Source organism: Plantactinospora sp. CNZ320, assembly GCF_002846275.1.
Genome location: NZ_PJMP01000001.1, coordinates 4,816,638 through 4,837,582 on the forward strand (window position 1 = coordinate 4,816,638; position 20,945 = coordinate 4,837,582).

Annotated in this window: 19 protein-coding genes; 7 read left to right on the forward strand and 12 right to left on the reverse strand. The window is 72.2% G+C overall.

Annotated features, from left to right (window positions below; all coding sequences use genetic code 11):
• Positions 1-97: 97 nt before the first annotated feature.
• Positions 98-313 carry a hypothetical protein gene (locus CLT71_RS21445; protein ID WP_101368678.1) on the forward strand — a complete coding sequence of 72 codons (216 nt, stop codon included), beginning with the start codon at positions 98-100 and terminating at the stop codon, positions 311-313.
• Here CLT71_RS21445 and CLT71_RS21450 read toward each other — a convergent pair.
• From CLT71_RS21450 to CLT71_RS21460, 3 genes are all read right to left on the reverse strand, one after another.
• The gene (locus CLT71_RS21450; protein WP_101371660.1) at positions 304-1,926 is read right to left on the reverse strand and encodes a glycosyltransferase family 4 protein; all 1,623 of its coding nucleotides are present in this window, start codon (positions 1,924-1,926) and stop codon (positions 304-306) included. The genes CLT71_RS21445 and CLT71_RS21450 overlap by 10 nt on opposite strands.
• Before the next feature lie 176 nt (positions 1,927-2,102).
• Complete coding sequence (locus CLT71_RS21455; RefSeq protein WP_101368679.1) at positions 2,103-3,251, reverse strand: LCP family glycopolymer transferase; 1,149 nt, start codon at positions 3,249-3,251, stop codon at positions 2,103-2,105.
• A gap of 2 nt (positions 3,252-3,253) precedes the next feature.
• Positions 3,254-3,733 (reverse strand): SigE family RNA polymerase sigma factor, encoded by a 480-nt coding sequence (locus tag CLT71_RS21460; protein WP_101368680.1) that lies wholly within the window; start codon positions 3,731-3,733, stop codon positions 3,254-3,256.
• Positions 3,734-3,837: 104 nt separating this feature from the next.
• Between CLT71_RS21460 and CLT71_RS21465 the strand changes: the two genes are divergently transcribed.
• From CLT71_RS21465 to CLT71_RS21475, 3 genes are all read left to right on the forward strand, one after another.
• Positions 3,838-5,382, forward strand: coding sequence for a 3' terminal RNA ribose 2'-O-methyltransferase Hen1 (locus tag CLT71_RS21465; RefSeq protein ID WP_101368681.1), 1,545 nt, complete (start codon positions 3,838-3,840; stop codon positions 5,380-5,382).
• Positions 5,379-7,964 (forward strand): polynucleotide kinase-phosphatase, encoded by a 2,586-nt coding sequence (locus CLT71_RS21470; protein ID WP_101368682.1) that lies wholly within the window; start codon positions 5,379-5,381, stop codon positions 7,962-7,964. Before CLT71_RS21465 ends, CLT71_RS21470 begins: the two co-directional genes overlap by 4 nt.
• Before the next feature lie 197 nt (positions 7,965-8,161).
• Positions 8,162-8,875, forward strand: coding sequence for a VTT domain-containing protein (locus CLT71_RS21475; protein WP_101368683.1), 714 nt, complete (start codon positions 8,162-8,164; stop codon positions 8,873-8,875).
• Positions 8,876-8,950: 75 nt separating this feature from the next.
• On the opposite strand, the gene CLT71_RS21480 is transcribed toward CLT71_RS21475, so the two are convergent.
• From CLT71_RS21480 to CLT71_RS21515, 8 genes are all read right to left on the reverse strand, one after another.
• Complete coding sequence (locus CLT71_RS21480; protein WP_101368684.1) at positions 8,951-9,769, reverse strand: class II aldolase/adducin family protein; 819 nt, start codon at positions 9,767-9,769, stop codon at positions 8,951-8,953.
• Between the two features lie 94 nt (positions 9,770-9,863).
• On the reverse strand, positions 9,864-10,241 hold the full coding sequence (locus CLT71_RS21485) for an ArsR/SmtB family transcription factor (RefSeq protein WP_007073957.1): 378 nt from the start codon (positions 10,239-10,241) through the stop codon (positions 9,864-9,866).
• A 57-nt stretch (positions 10,242-10,298) separates the two neighbouring features.
• On the reverse strand, positions 10,299-10,838 hold the full coding sequence (gene pyrE, locus CLT71_RS21490) for an orotate phosphoribosyltransferase (RefSeq protein WP_101368685.1): 540 nt from the start codon (positions 10,836-10,838) through the stop codon (positions 10,299-10,301).
• Between the two features lie 183 nt (positions 10,839-11,021).
• Positions 11,022-11,798, reverse strand: coding sequence for an SDR family NAD(P)-dependent oxidoreductase (locus CLT71_RS21495; RefSeq protein ID WP_486483711.1), 777 nt, complete (start codon positions 11,796-11,798; stop codon positions 11,022-11,024).
• A gap of 284 nt (positions 11,799-12,082) precedes the next feature.
• A complete protein-coding gene (locus CLT71_RS21500; RefSeq protein ID WP_101368687.1) occupies positions 12,083-12,820 on the reverse strand; it encodes a hypothetical protein in 738 nt (245 codons plus the stop codon).
• Between the two features lie 238 nt (positions 12,821-13,058).
• The gene (locus CLT71_RS21505; RefSeq protein WP_101368688.1) at positions 13,059-13,436 is read right to left on the reverse strand and encodes a hypothetical protein; all 378 of its coding nucleotides are present in this window, start codon (positions 13,434-13,436) and stop codon (positions 13,059-13,061) included.
• A 120-nt stretch (positions 13,437-13,556) separates the two neighbouring features.
• The gene (gene clpB, locus CLT71_RS21510) at positions 13,557-16,148 is read right to left on the reverse strand and encodes an ATP-dependent chaperone ClpB (protein WP_101368689.1); all 2,592 of its coding nucleotides are present in this window, start codon (positions 16,146-16,148) and stop codon (positions 13,557-13,559) included.
• A gap of 231 nt (positions 16,149-16,379) precedes the next feature.
• The gene (locus CLT71_RS21515) at positions 16,380-17,519 is read right to left on the reverse strand and encodes a hypothetical protein (RefSeq protein ID WP_101368690.1); all 1,140 of its coding nucleotides are present in this window, start codon (positions 17,517-17,519) and stop codon (positions 16,380-16,382) included.
• 101 nt (positions 17,520-17,620) lie between these two features.
• Here CLT71_RS21515 and CLT71_RS21520 point away from each other — a divergent pair, with 101 nt between their 5' ends.
• The 3 genes from CLT71_RS21520 (at position 17,621) to CLT71_RS21530 (ending at position 19,968) form a co-directional block, all read left to right on the forward strand.
• On the forward strand, positions 17,621-18,121 hold the full coding sequence (locus CLT71_RS21520) for a cation:proton antiporter regulatory subunit (RefSeq protein ID WP_101371661.1): 501 nt from the start codon (positions 17,621-17,623) through the stop codon (positions 18,119-18,121).
• 5 nt (positions 18,122-18,126) lie between these two features.
• Positions 18,127-19,332, forward strand: coding sequence for a cation:proton antiporter (locus CLT71_RS21525; RefSeq protein ID WP_101368691.1), 1,206 nt, complete (start codon positions 18,127-18,129; stop codon positions 19,330-19,332).
• A gap of 204 nt (positions 19,333-19,536) precedes the next feature.
• A complete protein-coding gene (locus tag CLT71_RS21530; protein WP_101368692.1) occupies positions 19,537-19,968 on the forward strand; it encodes a hypothetical protein in 432 nt (143 codons plus the stop codon).
• A 213-nt stretch (positions 19,969-20,181) separates the two neighbouring features.
• Here the strand turns inward: CLT71_RS21530 and CLT71_RS21535 are convergent, their stop codons facing one another.
• Positions 20,182-20,820: a DUF4360 domain-containing protein gene (locus tag CLT71_RS21535; protein ID WP_101368693.1), complete on the reverse strand. Its 639-nt coding sequence runs from the start codon at positions 20,818-20,820 to the stop codon at positions 20,182-20,184.
• Positions 20,821-20,945: the final 125 nt, after the last annotated feature.

Below are 20,945 nucleotides of genomic sequence, written 5' to 3' on the forward strand. Positions count from 1 at the left end.
TGGCCGGCTCCGGGATCGGGCACGGTGCTCCGGGTACCGACCGTCCGATCAACCCGTACGGTGAAACACAGCGGCACCCGACCGGCAGGAGTAGGACATGGGCCAGCCCGACGAGGACTTCGCCCCCGGCGACCACCTCACCCCGGACGAGCGCGACCCGGAGGCGCCGGCCGAGGACGCCCTGGAGCAGGCGACCGTCGCGGACCCGAACACCGAGGACCCGCCGGCCGTCCAGCGCGGCCTGGACGTCAGCGAGTGGGACGCCCTGGAGCAGGCCCAGGTCGTCGGCTCGGACGACGACGACTACCGCTGATCGGCCGGCGGACGACGACTACCGCTGATCCGGCCGGAGGCGACCGCCGTTGATCGGCCGGAGGCGACTGCCGGTTGATCGGCCGGCACCGGTGACCCGGCCGGGTCCTGTGCCCCTTCCTGTGCTTCGGAGAGCAGCCGGCGGTAGATCCCGGTGAGGATCTCCGCCTGGGCCGCCCAGGTCCAGCCCGCCAGCAGCCCCGGCCGGTCGTACGCGGCCCGGTACCGCCCCGGGTCCGCCAACACCGCCCGGACCGCGCGGGCGTAGTCGGCGACGTCCCGGGCCCGGAAGACCTCGCCCTGACCGGTCGACCGGACCGTACCGGCCATCGTGCGTACGTCGCTGACCACGATCGGCAGCCGGGCGTGCGCGTACTCGAAGAACTTGGTGATCAGCGCGATCTCGTGGTTGGGCCAGTGGTGGATCGGGATCGCCCCGACGTCCGCGCCGGCCAGGAACGGCACCACCTGCCAGTGCTCGACGTACGGCAGCACGTGCAGCCGGTCGGCGACACCGATCCGGTGGGCGTGCCTGACGAGCCTGCGCACGTACTGGAGGTCGGGGTCGACCACCAGCGCGGTGTGCACCCCGGGCAGCTCCGGCAGCGCGTCGACAAGGGTCCGCAGGCCACGCTGCTCGGCGGCGCTGCCGCTGTAGACCACGAGCGGCACCTCCGGCCCGATCCCGCAGCGCTGCCGCAGGTCCGGAACGGACCCGCCCAGCCCGGCCGGGGCGTGTTCGGCGGTGGGCGCGTTCAGCACCACCACCGGCCGTTCGGCGAGCTGGTGCTCGGCGCGGAGCAGGTCGGCGAGCGCCTCGGAGACGGTGACAACTGCGTCGGCGTACCGGGCGTACTCGCGCTCGTGCGCCCGCATCGCCGGCAGCCAGCGGATGTTCGGCTGCCACGGCCGGATCCCCGGCAGGAACTCGTGGGCGTCCCAGACCAGCCTGACCGCCCGGCCGGCGGCCGCTGCCCTGATCCTGGCCCGGGCGCCCACCCCGAGCATCCGGAAGTCGTTGGCGTGGATCAGGTCCGTGGCCAGCTCGTCGACGACCGGCCCGTACGCCAGCTCGTAGTCCCAGAGTCCCGGTTCGAGCCGGCGCCAGGCACCGTCGCCCATGGTCAACTGCCAGAACAGCGTGTACGCCCGGTCCCAGGGGTTGCGGTACCGGCGGGCGTAGCGGCCCCGGTTGTGCATCTTCGTGCGCACCCAGACCCAGCGGCCGGCCAGGTCGGCCAGCAGCAGCCGGAGCCGGAGCCAGAGTTCCGCCGCCCGGTCCGGCTGGCCCGTCCGGGCCGCCAGTTCGAGCTGGGCGCCCCGGAACCGCAGGTCCGCCCGCCACGCGTCGACCTGCCGGGACCGGTATTCGGCGATCCCGTTCGGCGGATAGCCGAGCGGCCAGCGCAGCCAGGCACGGCGGTACTGGTGCCGCCTGCGCAACAGCGGCTCGGGCATCGGCAGCAGCCGTACCCGCGCCCCGCCGAGTTGCCACCCCTGGGGCGTACCGCTCGGCGACCGGCCGAGCAGGATCACCTCCCAGCCGGCATCGGCCGCCGAGCGGGCCTGCTTCTGCACCCGGGAGTCCCCGGTGACACCGTTGTCGACGAGCATGACGATCCGGCCCCGCACCCGGCGGCCCGGCCCGGCATCGTCCGGCGTCATCGTTCGGCTCCGTCCCACGCACCCGCCCCACGGACCCGGCGAGTGTACGAGCCGACCCCGGTGACCAGGGCGGGAACGAGATGACGCGGGGGTGAACAGCGCGCGACGGAACCGGTCGGGCCGGTTCAGCGGGTGACCCGGTCCGGGTGTCTGGTGACCCAGTCGGCCAGGGTGTCCCGGGCGAACGCGTCGAAGAGGCTGCGACTCTGGGCCGGATCCAGGCTCTCCATGTCGCCCACCGACCCCCGGTCCGGGCGGTACGTCCAGCCGATCCCGACGGCGTCCGCCGCAGCCACCGTGCGCAGCACGCCGAACAGTTCCTGCGGGGTCGTCCCGTCCAGGTCGAGGATCAGGTTCCGGCCGAGCACCCGGACGATCTCGGCGACCCGGACCGGGTTGAGCCCGTTGGCCGGGTCGGTGACCTCGTGCAGCAGCGCCTCGGCGAACCGCTGCCCGTTGCGGTCCCGGTCGTGCGCCCCCTGCGCCAGGCCGTACCGCTGGCGGAGCAGGTCCTGCGCGGCGGCGCCGTCGAGTTGCTGGCAGCCGGCCGGGAAGACCCGGGTGGTGTGCCGGGACCGCACCGGCCGCGGCAGGCACACCCGTACCCCGCCGACGGCGTCGGTGAGCTGCCGCAGGCCGGTGTGGGTGAGCGTCGCGGTCGCGTCGAACCTGATCCCGGTCAGCGCGGTGACGGTCCGTTCGGTGAGCGCGGCACCGGCGGCCAGGTCCGGCCGGTTCCCGGGACGGTGGCTGCCGAGGTAGAAGGCCGCGCTCAGCTTCCCGAAGCCGTGTCCGGGCACCTCGACGCCGAGGTCCCGGGGTACCGAGACGAGATAGAGCCGGCTGCGGTCCGCCGGCACGTGCACCATCAGTACGGTGTCGACGCGGTGGCCGTTGCTCCGGCCGGCCCCGCCGTCGATGCCGAGGACCAGGAAGTTCAGCGGTTCGGCCCGGTCGGCGGGCCGGGCCGCGATCGGCGGCCCGACGACCTCGGAGACCTGCGGCACCCCGACGGTACGGCCCAACGTCGGCACCGCGAGCACGCCGAAGATGGCGAGGGCGGCCCCGCCGATCCGGAGGGCACGCCGTCGGCGGCGTCGGCGGGAGACCTGGCGGTCGATCGCCGCCCGCAGCGGCCCGGCCTGCGGGGTCAGCGACGCGTGCCGGGCGAACGTCGCCCGCAACTCGTCCTCGACCGGTCGTGGGTCCGGGCCGGCGCCCGACTCGTCCGACCCGGACGAGTCGTCGAACACCCGGATGTCGTCGTCGCTCATTCTCAGGCCTCCACGAATTCGGCACGAAGGGTGGCGAGGGCGCGCGAGATGATGGACCGGACGGTGCCGACGGCGCAGCCGAGCACCTCGGCGATCTCGGCGTCCGGCATGTCCTCGTAGTAGCGCAGCACCAGGGCGGCCCGCTGCCGGCGGGGCAACCGGGACAGCCAGCTCCACACCTGGTCCCGCTGCACGGTGGTTTCGGCGTGGTCGACGCGTACCGGCACCGTCTCGTCGGGCTCCCCGCGCAGCAGTACCCGGCGTACCCAGGAGCCGCGCTGCCAGTCGAGGTACTGGTTGGTCAGCATCCGGCGTACGTACCGTTCGGGCGCGTCCGCCCGGGTCACCCGGCGCCAGTTGAGCTGGACCCGCACCATCGTCTCCTGCACGAGATCCTGGGCGAGATGGGGATCGCCGGTCAGCATCACCGCGTAGCGCAGCAGCGCGGTGAGCCTGGAGTCGGCGAACTCCTCGTACGTCACTGGCACCTCCGGGGCCTCTCCTTCCTATAGACGGAAGTGCGGGGCAGGAAGATTGCGTTTAATCGAGGCGACGGGGACGCCGGTGAACTGTCAGCATTGTCGACGTGTTGATCACCGTGACCACCACCCACCAGCCAGCCACCGACCTCGGCTACCTGCTCGTGAAGCATCCCGATCGGGTGCACACGTTCGAGATGCCCACCGGTACGGCGTACGTGGTGTATCCGGAGGCCGGCACCGAACGCTGTACCGCCGCGCTGCTGCTCGACATCGACCCACTGGCGCTCTCCGGCGCCGGCCGGGGACGCCGGGGACGGTCCGGCCGGGGCGGCAGCCCGACGCCGGACGGCTTCACCCTCGGCCAGTACGTGAACGACCGCACGTACGCCGCCTCCAGCCTGCTCTCCTCGGCACTGTCCACTGTGTTCCGGTCGGCGTTGCGCGGCAGTTCGAAGGATCGGCCCGAGTTGGCGGCCACCCCGATCCCGCTGGAGCTGCGGGTGCCGGCGCTGCGCTGCCGGGGCGGAGCCGACCTGGCCGGGAAGCTCTTCGCCCCGCTGGGCTGGACGGTCACCGCCGCCCCGATCCCGCTCGACCCCACCCACCCCGACTGGGGCGACAGCCGGTACGTCGACCTCACCCTGACCGGCACGCTCCGGCTCGCCGACGCCCTCAACCACCTCTACGTGCTGCTGCCGGTGCTGGACGACGCCAAGCACTACTGGGTCGCGCCGGACGAGATCGACAAGCTGCTCCGGGCCGGTGCCGGCTGGCTGGCCGAACATCCGGAACGGGGTCTGATCACCCGCCGCTACCTGGCCCACCGGCGGGCACTGGCCGGTGCCGCCCTGGCCCGGCTCGCCGAGCAGCGGCTGGCCGACGAGCCCACCGACCCGGACTCCATCGTGGAGACTCCGGACTGCGGGGCGGACGAGGAGGCCGGGCTGCCGGCGACGGTGGACCGGCAGCCGCTCGCGGCGCTGCGCCGGGCCGCCGTACTCGGCGCGCTGGACGCCTGCGGCGCCGCCCGGGTCCTCGACCTGGGCTGCGGCGGGGGCGCGCTGCTGACCGAGCTGGTCAAGAACCGGCGGTACACCGAGATCGTCGGCACCGACGTCTCGTCCCGGACCCTGACGGTCGCGGAGCGCCGGCTGCGGCTGGACCGGTTGCCGCCCCGGCAGCGGGAGCGGATCAAGCTGTGGCAGTCCGCGCTCACCTACCGGGACGACCGGCTGCGCGGGTACGACGCCGCCGTGCTGATGGAGGTGGTCGAGCACCTCGACCCGCCGCGCCTGCCGGCGCTGGAGGCGGCCGTCTTCGGGCACGCCCGCCCCGGGACGGTGGTGGTGACCACCCCGAACGTCGAGTACAACGTGCGGTACCCGGGGCTGGCCGCCGGTGGTTTCCGGCACGCCGACCACCGGTTCGAGTGGAGCCGGGCCGAGTTCGCCGACTGGGCCGGCTCGGTCGCCGCCGGGTACGGCTACACGGTCACGATCAGCGGGGTCGGCGCCGACGACCCCGAGGTCGGCAGCCCGACCCAGCTCGCGGTCTTCACCCGCACCGCCCCCGGCGGCGCCGGCAGCGGACCCGACACCGGGAACGGCACTGACAGCGGTGCAACCGAGAACGGAGGAGGTGCCCGATGAGCACCCTGGACATTCCCGAACTGGCCCTGGTGGCCCTGGTCGGCGTCTCCGGCTCGGGCAAGTCGACCTTCGCCCGCCGGCACTTCGCGCCGACCCAGGTGCTCAGCTCGGACACCTTCCGGGCGATGGTGGCCGACGACGAGAACGACCAGTCCGCCTCGGCCGACGCCTTCGAGATCCTGCACCAGGTCGCCGGGAAGCGGCTGCGGGCCGGCCGACTGACCGTGGTGGACGCCACCAACCTCCAGCAGCACGCCCGGGCCGGGCTGGTCACCGTCGCCCGGGAACACGACGTACTCCCGGTGGCGATCGTGCTGGACGTGCCCGAACCGCTCTGCTGGGAGCGTACGCAGGCCCGGCCGGACCGGACCTTCGCCCGGCAGGTACTCGGCCGGATGCAGCGGGACCTGCGGCGCAGCGTCGGGCGGCTGGAGCGGGAGGGCTTCCGCAAGGTGCACGTGCTGCGCGGCGTCGACGAGATCGAGGCCGCCGAGATCCGCTACGAGAAGCTCTTCAACGACCGGAAGGAGCTGACCGGGCCGTTCGACATCATCGGCGACGTGCACGGCTGCCGGGCCGAGTTGGAGACGCTGCTGCTCCAGCTCGGCTGGACGCTGCACCGGGACGGCGTCGGGCGTCCGGTGAACGCGACGCACCCGCAGGGGCGTACCGCGATCTTCGTCGGTGACCTGGTCGACCGGGGGCCGGACTCGCCCGGCGTACTCCGGCTGGTGATGGGGATGGTCGGCGCCGGCACCGCGCTCTGCGTGCCCGGCAACCACGAGCAGAAGCTGCTGCGCAAGCTGCGCGGCCGCAACGTCACGGTGTCGCACGGCCTGGCCGAGACGCTGGCCCAGCTCGACACCGAGGACCCCGGCTTCGTCGCCGAGGTCTCCACGTTCGTCGACGGCCTCGTCAGCCACTACGTGCTGGACGGCGGCCGGCTGGTGGTCGCGCACGCCGGCCTCAAGGCCGAATACCAGGGTCGGGCGTCCGGCCGGGTCCGGGCGTTCGCGCTCTTCGGCGAGACCACGGGCGAAACCGACGAGTACGGCCTGCCGGTGCGCTACCCGTGGGCCCGGGACTACCGGGGCTCGGCGATGGTCGTCTACGGCCACACCCCCACCCCGGTCCCCGAGTGGGTCAACAACACCATCTGCATCGACACCGGCTGCGTCTTCGGCGGCACGCTCACCGCGCTGCGCTACCCGAGCAAGGAGCTCGTCTCGGTGCCGGCGGCGAAGGAGTACTACCCGCCGGCCCGGCCGCTGACCGCCGTACCGGCCCCGCTGTCGGCACCGGCCGGGGCAGCCGGCCCGTCGGCCGCCGCCGGGCGGGACGATCTCGGGCTGGACCTGCGGGACATCACCGGGCGGCGGCACGTCGACTACGGCTACGGCACGGTGACCGTACCGGCCGAGAACGCCGCCGCGGCGCTGGAGGTGATGAGCCGGTTCGCCGTCGACCCGCGCTGGCTGCCCTGGCTGCCGCCGACCATGGCGCCCTGCTCCACCTCGACCGTCGACGGCTTCCTGGAACACCCGGCACAGGCGTTCGAGGACTACCGGCGGGCCGGGGTCGACCGGGTGGTCTGCGAGGAGAAGCACATGGGATCCCGGGCGGTGGTGCTGGTCCGCCGGGACGAAACGGAGCCGACGGGTACCGGCCGGTTCGGGCCGGGTGACGGGGTGGTCTACACCCGGACCGGCCGGCCGTTCTTCGGCGGGGCGCTCGACCGGGCACTGCTGGCCCGGGTACGTGCCGCCGTCGGCAGCGCCGGACTCTGGGCCGAACTCGACACCGACTGGCTGCTGCTCGACTGTGAACTGCTGCCCTGGTCGGCCAAGGCCGGTGCGCTGATCCGGGAGCAGTACGCCCCGGTCGGTGCGGCGGGCCGGGCCGCGCTGCCGGCGGTACTCGACGCGCTGGGCCGGGCGGCCGGGCGGGACCTGCCGGTCGGCGACCTCCGGGCCCGGATGGCCCGCCGGGCGACCGACCTGGAGCGCTACACCGAGGCGTACCGCAGCTACGTCCGGCCGACCGACGGCCTCGCCGGGGTGACCCTGGCGCCGTTCGCGGTGCTCGCCAGCGAGGGCGTCTCACACGCCGGCCGGGACCACGGCTGGCACCTGGCCCTGGCCGACCGGCTGCACGACGCCGACCCGGAGCTGTTCACCCCGACCCGGCGCCTGGTGGTGGAGCTGGCCGACGAGGCGGCGGTGTCGGCGGCGACGGACTGGTGGCTGGAGCTGACCGCCGCCGGTGGCGAGGGCATGGTGGTGAAGCCGTACGCCGGGCTCGCTGCCCGGGACGCCGACGGCCGGTTGCTCCAGCCGGGCCTGAAGTGCCGGGGCCGGGACTACCTGCGGATCATCTACGGCCCGGAGTACGCCGAACCGGAGCAGCTGGCGGCTCTCCGGCACCGGTCGCTGGGCCGCAAGCGCGGGCTGGCCCTGCGCGAGCACGGGCTCGGCCTGGCCGCGCTGGACCGGCTGGCCGAGGGTGCTCCGCTGTGGCGGCGGCACGAGCTGGTCTTCGCGATCCTCGCCTGCGAGTCGGAACCGGTCGATCCCCGACTCTAGGGCGACGTCCGCCCTGGTCGGCGACGGGTCGACCCCGACGCCGGCCGGGGCGGGGCGGGGCGAATCGCGCTCCTCCACGCCCCGGCGGCGGCATCGCGCGGCGACTGTCGGGAACGTCCGCCTAGACTGCTGTGGTACCCGCCACCATGTTGGCGGCCCCTTCCCCGGCCCATGCCGAGAGTTCCGGAGGTCTCCTCGTGCCGACGCCCACCACCACGCTGGCCCTGGGTCCGGATTGGCTGGATCCGGAGTGGTTGATCTCGACTTTCGGGCTGCTCGGCATCCTGGCCATCGTCTTCGCCGAGTCCGGGCTGTTGATCGGCTTCTTCCTGCCCGGCGACTCGTTGCTGTTCACGGCCGGCCTGCTGACCGCCGACGGGCAGTACATCACCTACCCGCTCTGGCTGGTCTGCCTGCTGATCACGATCGCCGCGATCGCCGGTGACCAGGTCGGGTACGCGTTCGGCAAGAAGGTCGGCCCAGCGCTGTTCCGCCGCCCCAACTCCCGGCTGTTCAAGCAGGAGAACCTCCTCAAGGCGCACGAGTTCTTCGAGAAGTACGGCGCCCGCTCGGTGGTGCTGGCCCGGTTCGTACCGATCGTCCGTACCTTCACCCCGATCGTCGCCGGGGTCAGCGGGATGCGCTACCGCACCTTCGTCATCTACAACGTGATCGGTGGCATCCTCTGGGGCACCGGGGTCACCGTGCTCGGCTACTTCCTCGGCCAGATCCCGTTCGTCAAGGCGAACATCGAGCTGATCCTGATCGCCATCGTCTTCATCTCGGTGGTCCCGATCATCATCGAGCTGCTCCGGGCCCGGCTGGCCGCCCGCCGGGGCACCACCCCGGCCGAGCGGGCCGAGCTGGAGCACGCGGCCCAGGAGGCCCAGCGGCACCGCCGCGGCTACTGAGCCGGCGGGATCCCCGGCGGCGGGCCGGCAACGGCAAGCGGACCTCGCCGGTGGCAACGGGCGAGGCGCGGCCTGTCACACGCTGGTCGCGCCGCCGTCGATCCGGGTCAGGAACTCGGCGGGCAGCTCCGGCAGCTCGGCCAGCCGTCCGACGGCGAGCGCACGGTACGTCAGCCGGGCCGCTTCCTCCAGGTTCGCGGCACGCTTGTGCGCCAGCTCCACACTGTCGGCCAGTACCGAGCAGCCGTGCCGGCTCAACACCAGACAGTTGGTCCCGTCCCGGGTCGCGTCGGCGGCCAACTCGGCCAGTTCGGTGGTGCCGGGCAGCCGGAACGGCACCCGGGCGACCCGGCGCAGATAGAAGCCGTGGTCGGTGGTGGCCAGCCGGACGTCTTCACCGAGCGCGTCGAGCAGCAGGACTGTCTGCGGGTGCAGGTGCACTATCGCGTTGACGTCCGGCCGGGCCCGATAGGTGGCGAGGTGCAGTTCGACCTCGCTGGTCGGACCGGTCTGCCGGGTCTGCGGCTCCGGCGGGTCGCCCGCGTTGCGGGCGCGCGGAAGCGCGGAGTCGCCCCGCACCGCCACCGGAGCGGCATCGGGCACCCCGACGGACGCGGTGACACCACCGGCGGTCGGTACGTCCGACGGCCACGACGGATCGTCCGAGTGACCCTGATGGTCCGGGCTCACGGATCCATCCGATATGCGCACCCGGACGAAGGACGAACGGTCAAGCCGGTCCAGCCAGGTGCCGCCAGCGGTCACCCAGCAGGAATCGCCGTCGGGCAACCGGGCGGACAGGTTGCCGCCGGAACCGACCACAAGACCGGTCCGGACGACGTCCTGCCCGACGTACGCGAGCTGATCCCGCAGGTCTCCCCGGAGATAGTTCACGCCGGAAGCCCACCCCGTCCCACCGCGTCGACAGCGGTTGGACCGTCTGACGGCGTCCTGTGCAGGGCGGCCGCCAGACGGGCCATACGCTGATTCAGCGGGCCTTCTTCGTGGCCCGCTTACGCGGTGGGGTCAGCAGGTCGGCGATCGTGGCGATCGCCGTCGGCACCAGCCGGTAGTAAGCCCACACGCCCCGCTTCTCCCGCTCCAGCAAGCCGGCTTCGGTGAGGATACGGAGGTGGTGGCTGACCGTCGGCTGAGAGAGGCCAAGCGGCGCGGTGAGGTCACACACGCACGCTTCGCCCTCCGGTGCCGACTGGATCAGGCTGAGCAGCCGAAGCCGAGCGGGGTCGGCAAGGGCCTTGAGGACCCCCGCCAGCCGCTCAGCGTCGGCGCGCTCGATCGGCTCGCCGGCAAGCGGCGAGATCTGAGGCATAGTCATTTCGGCCAACGCAGTTCCCACGTATTCCATCCTTCCACCAGCAGCATCGACCCGCCTGCATATCAGCAGATCCGAATCGGCAAACTTTTAGGCCACAAGGCCGAGGTCAGCCAACGTATAGGCTGCCCGGTATGGCAGTCCGGCGGCTCGTACGGCGTCGCCCGCACCACGATCAACAATAACCGCCACGCCCACGACCTCGGCTCCGGCCTCTCGTAACGCCTCCACTGCGGTCAGCACGCTGCCTCCCGTGGTGGAGGTGTCCTCCACCGCCAACACCCGACGACCACCCAGCTCCGGACCCTCGATCCGGCGCTGCAACCCGTGCGTCTTGCCGGCCTTGCGCACCACGAAAGCGTCGAGTCGACGCGACGTCGCCGAGGCGGCGTGCAACATCGAAACGGCGATCGGGTCCGCACCCAACGTCAGGCCGCCAACCGCGTCGTAGTCCCAGTCCGCCGTGAGGTCGAGCATGACCCGGCCGACCAACGGTGCCGCCGCGTGATGCAGTGTTACGCGCCGCAGATCGACGTACCAGTCCGCCTCACGACCAGAGGACAACACCACCCGACCATGCACGACGGCGAGGTCAGTGATGAATTTACGCAGGTCGTCGTGGTCGCCCATGGCCGGTAAGGGTACTGCGCCAAGGTGAGAGCCGAATGGCCGACCCGGTGGGAGGGCCGTTCGAGTCGGTCTGACGGTGGCCGATGGGACAAGAAATCGGCTACTCTCCGCACTGAATCTTGCCCACGGTCGGGGCGCGGTCACCGCAGCCGTCGGCGGGCCGGGTCCTCCACACCGGCCGGATCACAACTCGCCGCGACCGGTCCGTCCTCGGGCGTCCCTGGCCACCGCCCGCCAGATCCGGCCCGGTGCGTGCCGCAGGCCGAAGACCGCCACCTTGTAGCGCCAGTCCGGGACGCTCACCATGCGGTTCCGATCCAGGTCACGAAGGGCGTCCCGCACCACGTCATCGGCGCGCAGCCACATCCAGTCCGGGGTCTTCGACATGTCGATGCCGGCCCGGTCGTGGAACTCGGTACGGGTGTAGCCGGGGCAGAGCGCCAGCACGCGTACGCCCATCGGCCGTACCGACTGGGCCACCGACTCGCTGAAGTTGGTCACCCACGCCTTGCTCGCCGGGTACGTCGAGCCGGGCATCACCGGCCCGAAGCCTGAGACGGAAGAGACATTTATCACTGCTCCGTGGCGCCGCTCCACCATCGTGGGCAGGGCGGCAAGGGTCAGCCGGAGTACGGCGTGCACGTTCAGCCGGAGCAACCGGGACTCGTCGGCGACCGTCGAGCGCAGGAACGAACGGTTGAGGCTGATCCCGGCGCTGTTGACGAGCATGTCGACAGGTGCCGACGCGTCGGAGAGCCGCTCCTCGACCGAGCCGCAGCCCTGGTCGGTGGCGAGATCGGCCGGAAGGATCTCGACCCTGTTGCCGTACCGGTCGGTCAGCTCGGCGGCGGACTCCGCGAGCCGCTGCGCGTCCCGGGCCACCAGCAGCAGGTCGTAGCCGTCGGCGGCGAGTCGTCGGGCGAACGCGGCACCGATCCCGGCGGTGGCGCCGGTGATCAGGGCGCGCCGGGCCCCGCGCCGGTCCGGCCCGGCGGGCCCGCCGGGTCCGGTGCCCGAGGGCGGAACGGCTGCTGCCACTGACTTCCTCACCTCGACGACACAGGGGTACCGCTCCCACAAGGTAGCGGAACGTCCGGAATCGGAAAAGGACTCACCCGGCGGGCGAGGCTCCGGGGGCGGTGCCGCACCCGGCGTCACCACCCGAAGGCAGTGGTCCGGCCGCCGGAAACGCCGGATCCCCCGGCGGCCGGTGCCGACCGGGGGATCCGGGCTGTTGCGGGGATTCAGCTCGGCGGGTTGCCGGACGGATTCGACGGCGGGTTGCCGGGCGGGTTCGACGGCGGCTCGGTCGACGGGTACTGCGGGTACCCGGGGTCGGTGCCGGAGGCCTGCGACTGGCCCGGGTAGGGCGGCTGCTGGCCCGGGTACGTCGCACCCGGTACCGGTGGCTCCCAGCCGGCCGGCTGCTTGCGGAAGAACTCGTTCGACGCCGGGAGCGCGAGCAGGATGATCGCGGCGATCAACGCCAGCAGCGCGATGATCGAGCAGATCGTCGTGAGCGGCGCGCTCCAGGAGGGCAGCTCCGCTTCGAGCCGGCGCTGGATCTCGGCGTTGTCCGGGCCGTCCGCTGTGGAGGTTCCGGTGCCCACCCCGGAGAGCGCCGTGCCAGCGGCACCCAGCCCGACGCAGCAGACCCCGACCCCGGCGACCACCCAGGTGGCGATCCGGGCACCGTTTCGGCCCTGGTTGTTCAGCAGGGCCAGCACCACCAGGCCGATGGCGATCAGTAGTTGCAGTACGACGCTGAACACGGTGAAACCGACGGCGAAGCCCTCGGCACCCTCGACGGCTGTCCCGGCGTACTCCTCACGGAAGATGGTCGAGACGGTTCCGAGCGTGGTGAGGCTGACCACCGACGACACGACGATCATGGCCGCCGCCAGATACAGCAGGTAACTGGCGATGGTGACGGTGCTCGGGCGCGGCCTCGCGGTCGGCCCGGAACTGGCTGGTTCCGACACGGTTCTCCTTTCCTGGCTCGGGTCCCCCCGGCGCGGGGAGTCCCGGGATCGGGTTGTGCGGATCGAACGTTCCCAGGACACACTTCCCAGATTCCGGACCACCGTATCGGTATCGGTCCCGCCGATCCGGGGTGAACCGCCGCTGGCGGTGCCGCCCGGAGCAGGCCGGAGCCCTTCGCGCGCCGCCCGGAGCGAGGGCTGGAGTCCTCTCAGCCGTCGCCCGGAGCGGGCCGGAGCCTCAGTCCCGGCCGAGTCGGCTGGCGGCGTACTCGCCCAGGGTGGTCTGGTCCATCAGGCAGCCGCTGAAGGTGGTCAGTTCGGCCCGGTCGTCGAGCAGTCCCCGCCAGGCTTCCCGGGCCGCCGCCGGGTCCAGCCGGTCGAGCAACGTCGCCGCGTACGCCTTGCCGGCCGGAGAGCCGTTCGCCAGCAACCAGGCCAGCCGGGGACGGAGTTCCGCAGCCTGCTCCGGTAGGGCCGCCTCAACGGTCCGGTACGCCTCGGTGGGCGGCAACACCTGGCCGGCGAGGCCCACCCCGCCGAACGCGACGACGTCGGCGCCGGCCAGTTCGCGTACCGCCGTCGCCAGTTGGTCGTCCCGTCCCGGTAACTCGCTCATGCCGTCAATGGTGACCCGATCCGGCCCGGAGCGCTCGCCGGCAGCCCGCCGTACCCCTCGGCAGCCCGCACGGACGACGGGGCCGGCCCGATGTTCGGACCGGCCCCGCAGGATGCCCGCTCAGACCCGGGCGACGGTCAGCGACTCCTTGGTGTCGGCGATGTCGACCCGGACGGTGTCGCCGTCGCGCACCTCGCCGGCCAGCAACGCCTTGGCCAGCCGGTCGCCGATCGCCGACTGCACCAGCCGGCGCAGCGGCCGGGCACCGTAGATCGGGTCGTACCCGTGCTCGGCGAGCCAGCTGCGGGCCGCGTCGGTGACCTCCAGCCCGAGTCGCCGTTCGGCGAGTCGCCGCCGCAGCCGGTCGAGCTGGATGTCCACGATCCCGCGCAGTTCCTGCCCGGTCAGCGAGGCGAAGACCACGATGTCGTCGAGCCGGTTGAGGAACTCCGGCTTGAAGTGCGAGCGGACCACCGCCAGCACCGCCTCCCGGCGCTCCTCCTCGCCCAGCGTCAGATCGGAGACGACCGCCGAGCCGAGGTTGGAGGTGAGGATCAGGATGGCGTTGCGGAAGTCGACGGTACGCCCCTGGCCGTCGGTGAGCCGGCCGTCGTCGAGCACCTGGAGCAGTACGTCGAAGACGTCCGGGTGTGCCTTCTCCACCTCGTCCAGCAGGATCACCGAGTACGGCCGGCGGCGCACCGCCTCGGTGAGCTGCCCGCCCTCCTCGTACCCGACGTAGCCGGGCGGGGCGCCGACGAGCCGGGCCACCGAGTGCTTCTCGGCGTACTCGCTCATGTCGATCCGGACCATCGCCCGCTCGTCGTCGAAGAGGAACTCGGCGAGCGCCTTGCCCAGCTCGGTCTTGCCGACGCCGGTCGGGCCGAGGAAGAGGAAGCTGCCGGTCGGGCGGTCGGGGTCGGCGACCCCGGCGCGGGCCCGGCGTACCGCGTCGGAGACCGCTGCCACCGCCTCAGGCTGGCCGACCACGCGGGCGCCGAGCGACGACTCCATCCGGAGCAGTTTGGCGGTCTCGCCCTCCATCAGCCGGCCGGCCGGGATGCCGGTCCAGGCGGCGACCACCGCGGCGATGTCGTCGGCGCCGACCTCCTCCTTGAGCATCGCCCCGTCGGCCTGGAGCCCGGCGAGTTCGCCCTCGGCCCGGGTCAGCGCGGCCTTCAACTCGGGGATCCGGCCGTAGCGCAGCTCGGCGGCGCGTTCCAGCTCGCCGTCCCGCTCGGCCCGCTCGGCCTCGCCGCCGAGCCGCTCCAGCTCCTCCTTGGCGGTGGAGATCCGGGTGATGTGCTCCTTCTCCAGCCGCCACCGCTCGCTGAGCGCGGTGAGCTGCTCGCGCTTGTCGGCCAGCTCCTTGCGGAGCCGTGCGAGCCGCTCGGCCGAGGCCGGGTCGGGCTCCTTGGCCAGCGCCATCTCCTCGATCTCCAGCCGGCGTACCGCCCGCTCGATCTCGTCGACCTCGGTCGGCCGGGAGTCGATCTCCATCCGGAGCCGGGAGGCGGACTCGTCGACCAGGTCGATCGCCTTGTCCGGCAGGAACCGGTCGGTGATGTACCGGTCGGAGAGGCTGGCGGCGGCGACCAGCGCGGCATCGGTGATGCGTACCCCGTGGTGCACCTCGTAGCGCTCCTTGAGCCCGCGCAGGATGCCGATGGTGTCCTCGATGGTGGGCTCGCCGACCAGCACCGGCTGGAAGCGCCGTTCCAGCGCCGGGTCCTTCTCGATGTGCTCGCGGTACTCGTCCAGGGTGGTGGCGCCGACCATCCGCAGCTCGCCCCGGGCCAGCATCGGCTTGAGCATGTTGCCGGCGTCCATCGAGCCCTCGCCCTTGCCGGCGCCGACCACCGTGTGCAGCTCGTCGAGGAAGGTGATGACCTGGCCGTCGGAGTTCTTGATCTCCTCCAGCACCGACTTGAGCCGCTCCTCGAACTGCCCCCGGTACTGCGCACCGGCGACCATCGCGCCGAGGTCGAGCGAGACCAGCTTCTTGTCCCGCAGCGACTCGGGGACGTCACCGGCGACGATCCGCTGGGCCAGCCCCTCGACGATCGCGGTCTTGCCGACGCCGGGCTCGCCGATCAGCACCGGGTTGTTCTTGGTACGCCGGGAGAGCACCTGGATCACCCGGCGGATCTCGGCGTCCCGGCCGATCACCGGGTCGATCTTGCCGTCCCGGGCGCTGGCGGTCAGGTCGACGCCGTACTTCTCCAGCGCCTGGTAGGTCTGCTCCGGGTCGGCGGTGGTGACCCGGCGGTCGCCGCCGCGTACCGCCGGGAAGGCGGCGACCAGGTTCTCCTCGGTGGCGCCGGCCTGCTTGAGGGCGCTGGCGACCGCCCCGCCGACCCGGGCCAGCCCGGCCAGCAGGTGCTCGGTGGAGGTGTACTCGTCGCCGAGCGGCCGGGCGATCTGCTCGGCCGCGCCGATCGCGTTGACGAACTCCCGGGACAGGCTCGGCTCGGCGACGCTGGACCCGCGGGCGGCCGGTTGGTTCTCCACGGCTCGGGCGGCGGCTCGCCGGATGTCGGCCGGATTCGCCCCGACCGCGCGCAGCAGGCCGGCCGCGGTGGAGCCGCCGGTGTCCAGCAGGGACAGCAGCAGGTGCCACGGTTCGACTGTGGCGTGGCCGCGCTGGTTCGCCGTCGCGACGGCGCCGGTGATGACTTCGCGGCTCTTCGTGGTGAGACGTTCGGCGTTCATGGGCTCCCAATACGGTCCGCCGGCCGTGGCACTGGCCGGCATCGGCAGCGTGGCGGTCGGTGACGCCGCCGCCCGGCGACACCACCTCCAGTACGAACGACACAATCAGAGTTGAGTCTATTCCACTCAACTCTAACGGCGTGAGGTCAGTCACATTCGTCGCTCGTCGCCCCGCTGACGACCTTCCGGCAGCAGCCCTCCGACACCACGTCCGGCAGCCCACACCCTCGATCAAGTCAACCGCAGCGCGACCCACCGCCGGTCCGTACCGGCGCCGAGACCGAGCCACGCCTCACCGCTGGGCGGGTGCGCGGCGAACAACGTCCCGTCGGCCAGTACCCGCAGGTAATTGTCCCCGACCGGCCAGGACAGCTCCACGAACCGGCCCCGCTCGACCAGCTCCACGCCCCGGCGCGAGGTCACCGCCAGCCGCCCGGCACCGAGCGGCACCGCCGAGCTGAACCGCTCCGGCGGGTTCACCGGATCGGCCGGTACCCAGCCGGGTGGCTTCCCTGCGCCGGCCCGCCGCCACAGCCGCGGGAAGCGGGTCCGGTCGTCGGCGTGCCCGGCCAGCCAGGCGTCGCCGTCGGGCGCCATCATCGGCAGCACGGCCGACAGACCGCCGTCGACCGACGGCAACCCGGTCGCCTGCCAGCTCCGCCCGCCGTCCGGCGAGCCGGCCACGTACGCCCGGCCGTCCGCCAACCCGGCGGCGAGCAGCCGGTCACCCGCGTACGCCACGCTCCAGAGCCCCGGTATCGGCGGCTGGGCCGGCACGCTCCGGAGGTCCGCACCGGTCCACCGGACCACCGCTGGCGACTCGTCGCCCTCGCAGCAGACCTGGTAGAGCCCCTGCGTCGGGTGGTAGCTGGTCGGTGGCCGCTCGCCCACGTGCCGCTGGAAGGTCCGGCCGGCGTCGGTGGAGACGTACCAGTTCGGCTCGACCCAGAGCACCAGCCGGCCGTTGCCGGCGTACATCTGCGGAAAGCCGGCCGGGTGCGGATGGCGCAGACGCTGCCAGGAGCGCCCACCGTCGGCAGTGCCGAAGAGCAGCGAGGTCGAGTTCGGCCCGGACGGTTCGGGTGCCGGGTCGGCGGAGGCCGTCTGCGCGCCGTTGGCGACGAAGAGCGCGTAGCCGCGCGCCGCGTCCAGGAACTCGATCTGGTGCGGCACGGCGTTCGGCGGGACGGGAAGTCGCACGGTGCGCGACTCCACCGGCGGAGCCGGATCCACCGGCGGGGCCGGGTCGGCCGGCCGGGCGGGGGCGGTCCGCCGGATCTCCCCGACCGGGCCGGCGGTGCAGCCGCCGATGACCGCGACGGCCAGAACCGGCGCCAGCAGCCGTCTGGTACGACCTTCCGAGATACGCATCGGTCACCTCCAGCGAGCACGAGCCGTCAACCGGCGGGGCGGTTCCCCGCCCGCCCGGCACCGGTACCAGCCCACGATCGACAACGGGTACGGTGGGCTCCGTGCGAGTACGTGTTGAGCAGACGGCGCTGCCCGGGATCGGCGTACGTCACGACGTGATCACCGCCTCTGGCCGCCGACTCGGTGTGGTCACGCACCGCAACGGCCGACGCGATCTGGTGCTTTACGACCCAGATGATCCGGACTCCTGCACCGCAGACGTCCCGCTCACCGACGACGAGGCGGAGGCGCTTGCCGACATCCTCGGCGCCTCCCTGATGCTCGGCCAGCTCTCCGGGCTGCGCCAGCAGGCTGCCGGGCTGCTCACCGAGCAGATCGCCATCCCGGCCGGCTCGCGGTACGTCGGCCGTCGGCTCGGCGACACGCAGACTCGCACCCGTACCGGCGCATCCATCGTCGCGGTCCTCCGGGAACGCGAGGTGATCGCCTCACCCGATCCGACCTTCCGGTTCGAAGCCGGCGATGTCGTGGTCGTGGTCGGCACCCGCCAGGGACTGGACGGTGTCACCGCGATCCTCGCCGAGACCGATCCGGACGGCTGAGGCGTATGCACCACACCACTGTCCTGCTCATCGAAGTGGGCGCGCTGCTGCTCGCCCTGGGACTGCTCAGCCGGCTCAGCCGGCGGATCGGACTCTCGCCGATCCCGCTCTATCTGCTCGCAGGGCTCGCCTTCGGGCGCGGCGGCCTGGTGCCGCTCTCGGCCAGCGAGGAGTTCTTCGAGGTCGGCGCCGAGATCGGCGTGATCCTGCTGCTGGTCATGCTGGGCCTGGAATACTCCGCCAGCGAACTGGTCGGCAACCTGCGCGCCGCCGCACCGGCCGGGCTGGTCGACGGGCTGCTCAACGCCCTGCCCGGCGCGGCCTTCGGGCTGCTGCTCGGCTGGGGCTGGATCGGCGCGGTCGTACTTGCCGGCGTCACCTGGGTCTCCTCGTCCGGCGTCATCGCCAAGGTACTGGCCGACCTCGGCCGGGTCGGTAACCGGGAGACCCCGGTCATCCTGTCGGTACTGGTCATCGAGGACCTCGCGATGGCGCTGTACCTGCCCCTGGTCACCGCGATCCTCAGTGGTCAGAGCCTGCTCGGCGGCGGCATCGCACTCGCCGTCGCGGTCTTCACCGTGGTCGTGGTGCTGGTGGTGGCGATCCGGTACGGCCACTTCATCTCCCGGATGCTCTCCGCCAAGGACCCGGAGGCGCTGCTGCTCGGCGTACTCGGACTGACCCTGCTGGTCGCCGGCATCGCGGCCGGGCTCCAGGTTTCGGCGGCGGTCGGTGCGTTCCTGGTCGGCATCGCCCTCTCCGGGCCGGTGGCGCACAACGCGACCGAGCTGCTCTCGCCGCTGCGGGACCTCTTCGCCGCCGTCTTCTTCGTCTTCTTCGGACTGAACACCGATCCCCGGGCAATCCCGCCAGTGCTGCTGCCGGCGCTGGCCCTGGCCGTGGTCACCATGGCCACCAAGGTGCTTACCGGTTACGTGGCGGCGAAACGGGTCGGCATCGGGCTGCCGGGCCGGTGGCGGGCCGGGTTCGCCCTGACACCGCGCGGCGAGTTCTCCATCGTCATCGCCGGGCTGGCCGTCGCCACCAGCGTGGTCAATCCGCAGCTCGGCCCGCTGGCCACCGCGTACGTGCTGATCACCGTGGTGACCGGCCCGATGTTGGCCCGGTTGCCCGACTTCGCCTGGTTCAAGCGGTGGCTGCGCCGCCGGGCCGCCCCCGGTGGACCGGCACCGGCCGCGGTCACGGAGTGAGTCGGGGCGCGGCGGACACCGCCCGCGCCCCACATACCGGGATCACCGTCCGGCCGATTCATCGACGCGTAACGGGTTGATGAAATAGCACGTGACGACCCTTTCGCAGGTCGGCAACAGCGCGTTACCGTGTCGCCCCAGTAGCCACAGGTACCAGCGGGGCCGGCGTGCGCCCGGCAGCCGCGTGAGCGGAAAGGCGGCCCGTTGAGCGTGCAGGATTCCGCGTTCCAGGGCTTTGCCAACCCGGTGGACCCGTCCCCAGCCGAGCTTCGTGCCTGGGCCTACGAGCCGGACTCGGTACCGCTGCACACGATGCCGAAGGACTGGGACCTGCTCGTCTCCGGGGACCGGCTGATCGGCACCCTCTTCGACCTGGCGATGGACCCGTCCTGTCCGGCCCGGCGCTTCGCGCTGCACTGCCTCTACATCTACGCCGCGGACGGCATCCGGACCAAGTTCCAGGCTCATCCGAAGCGACGGTTGCGCAAGCTGGTCGAGCAGGCCGAGCGGCTCGGCGACGAGCCGATGGCCATCTGGGCGCACAACACCCGGATGCTCCAGGCGAGGCCGGAGCTGTTCGACTACCGCGACTGGTGCGAGGGCGGTCTGGTGCGGCAGGCTCGCCGGTTGAGCTGACCCGATCCCGGAGACCGCCCCCGGGACTCCCCACTCACCAGCCGCGGGGTGGCGGGCCGGGCGGACAGGAAGAGCTGGCGCTCGAAGTACCTCTCGACGAGCGCCAGCGGAGTTCTTCGCTCGGAGCGTCACGACGCCGGCCGGCGGCTGCCGTACCGGTGCACGTGGTGCCCGCCCTGCCTGGTACGGGCCGGGACCGGGTCCCGGCGAGGACTACTCGCACCGCATCCAGTTGAAGTGGTACGTGGTGCTGACGCTGGTGTCGGTGGAGTCCATCATGATGAAGCTGGTGGTCTTCGGATCCGACGTGCCGCGGTTCACCCGCAACTCGGTGTTGATGTTCAGCAGCCGGACCTCGCCGCAGGGGGCGTAGACCAGTTCGGCCATGTCCGTGACGTCGGTGGTCTGCCAGCTGTCACTGATCGGTCCCGGGATGGTGTGCGTCTCGGTCGCCGTCGGCGACGTTCCCTGAATGTAGTAGCTCGCCCGTTGCATGCCGCTGGCACCGCGTTCGAGGTGGGCGAAGCCGCGGTAGTCGGCCTGCCGGATCGCGTACGTGAACCCGCCGGGGACGTTCACCTGGAGAACCAGTTGGCAGTTCTTCCGGAAGTCGGTCGGTGCGGTACCCGCGCCGGCTTGGGCGAGGTAGTCGCTGTAGGTCACGGTGAAGGCCGTGTTGTCCGGCGCCGTGGCGACCGCCGCCGTCCCGAGCCGGCAACCCGACCCGTTGACCGTCTTGACCTCGATGGTGATGCGTTCGGCCGGCGGATTCGTGGTCGGCACGGGATCGTCGAGTACCGGCAGACCCAATAACGACGCCGCCAGGCTGCCGATGACTAATGTGTGCAACATTTCCGGGGCTCCCTTCGGTCACCGTCGCGCGGGCCGTTGCCCGCGCGATGTTTCAAACGTCATCCATCGATCGGATGGCCCTCTTCGCCGGTGCCCGCACGGCCCGGACAATCCCGACCGGGCGG

Bases quoted from the DNA above. Each gene is read 5' to 3' on its own strand.
- CLT71_RS21515 (WP_101368690.1), bottom strand. From the start codon at position 17,519: ATGCGTATCTCGGAAGGTCGTACCAGACGGCTGCTGGCGCCGGTTCTG.
- CLT71_RS21485 (WP_007073957.1), bottom strand. From the start codon at position 10,241: ATGGAATACGTGGGAACTGCGTTGGCCGAAATGACTATGCCTCAGATC.
- CLT71_RS21455 (WP_101368679.1), bottom strand. From the start codon at position 3,251: ATGAGCGACGACGACATCCGGGTGTTCGACGACTCGTCCGGGTCGGAC.
- CLT71_RS21450 (WP_101371660.1), bottom strand. From the start codon at position 1,926: ATGCTCGTCGACAACGGTGTCACCGGGGACTCCCGGGTGCAGAAGCAG.
- CLT71_RS21445 (WP_101368678.1), top strand. From the start codon at position 98: ATGGGCCAGCCCGACGAGGACTTCGCCCCCGGCGACCACCTCACCCCG.
- CLT71_RS21535 (WP_101368693.1), bottom strand. From the start codon at position 20,820: ATGTTGCACACATTAGTCATCGGCAGCCTGGCGGCGTCGTTATTGGGT.
- CLT71_RS21505 (WP_101368688.1), bottom strand. From the start codon at position 13,436: ATGAGCGAGTTACCGGGACGGGACGACCAACTGGCGACGGCGGTACGC.
- CLT71_RS21525 (WP_101368691.1), top strand. From the start codon at position 18,127: ATGCACCACACCACTGTCCTGCTCATCGAAGTGGGCGCGCTGCTGCTC.
- clpB (WP_101368689.1), bottom strand. From the start codon at position 16,148: ATGAACGCCGAACGTCTCACCACGAAGAGCCGCGAAGTCATCACCGGC.
- pyrE (WP_101368685.1), bottom strand. From the start codon at position 10,838: ATGGGCGACCACGACGACCTGCGTAAATTCATCACTGACCTCGCCGTC.
- CLT71_RS21470 (WP_101368682.1), top strand. From the start codon at position 5,379: ATGAGCACCCTGGACATTCCCGAACTGGCCCTGGTGGCCCTGGTCGGC.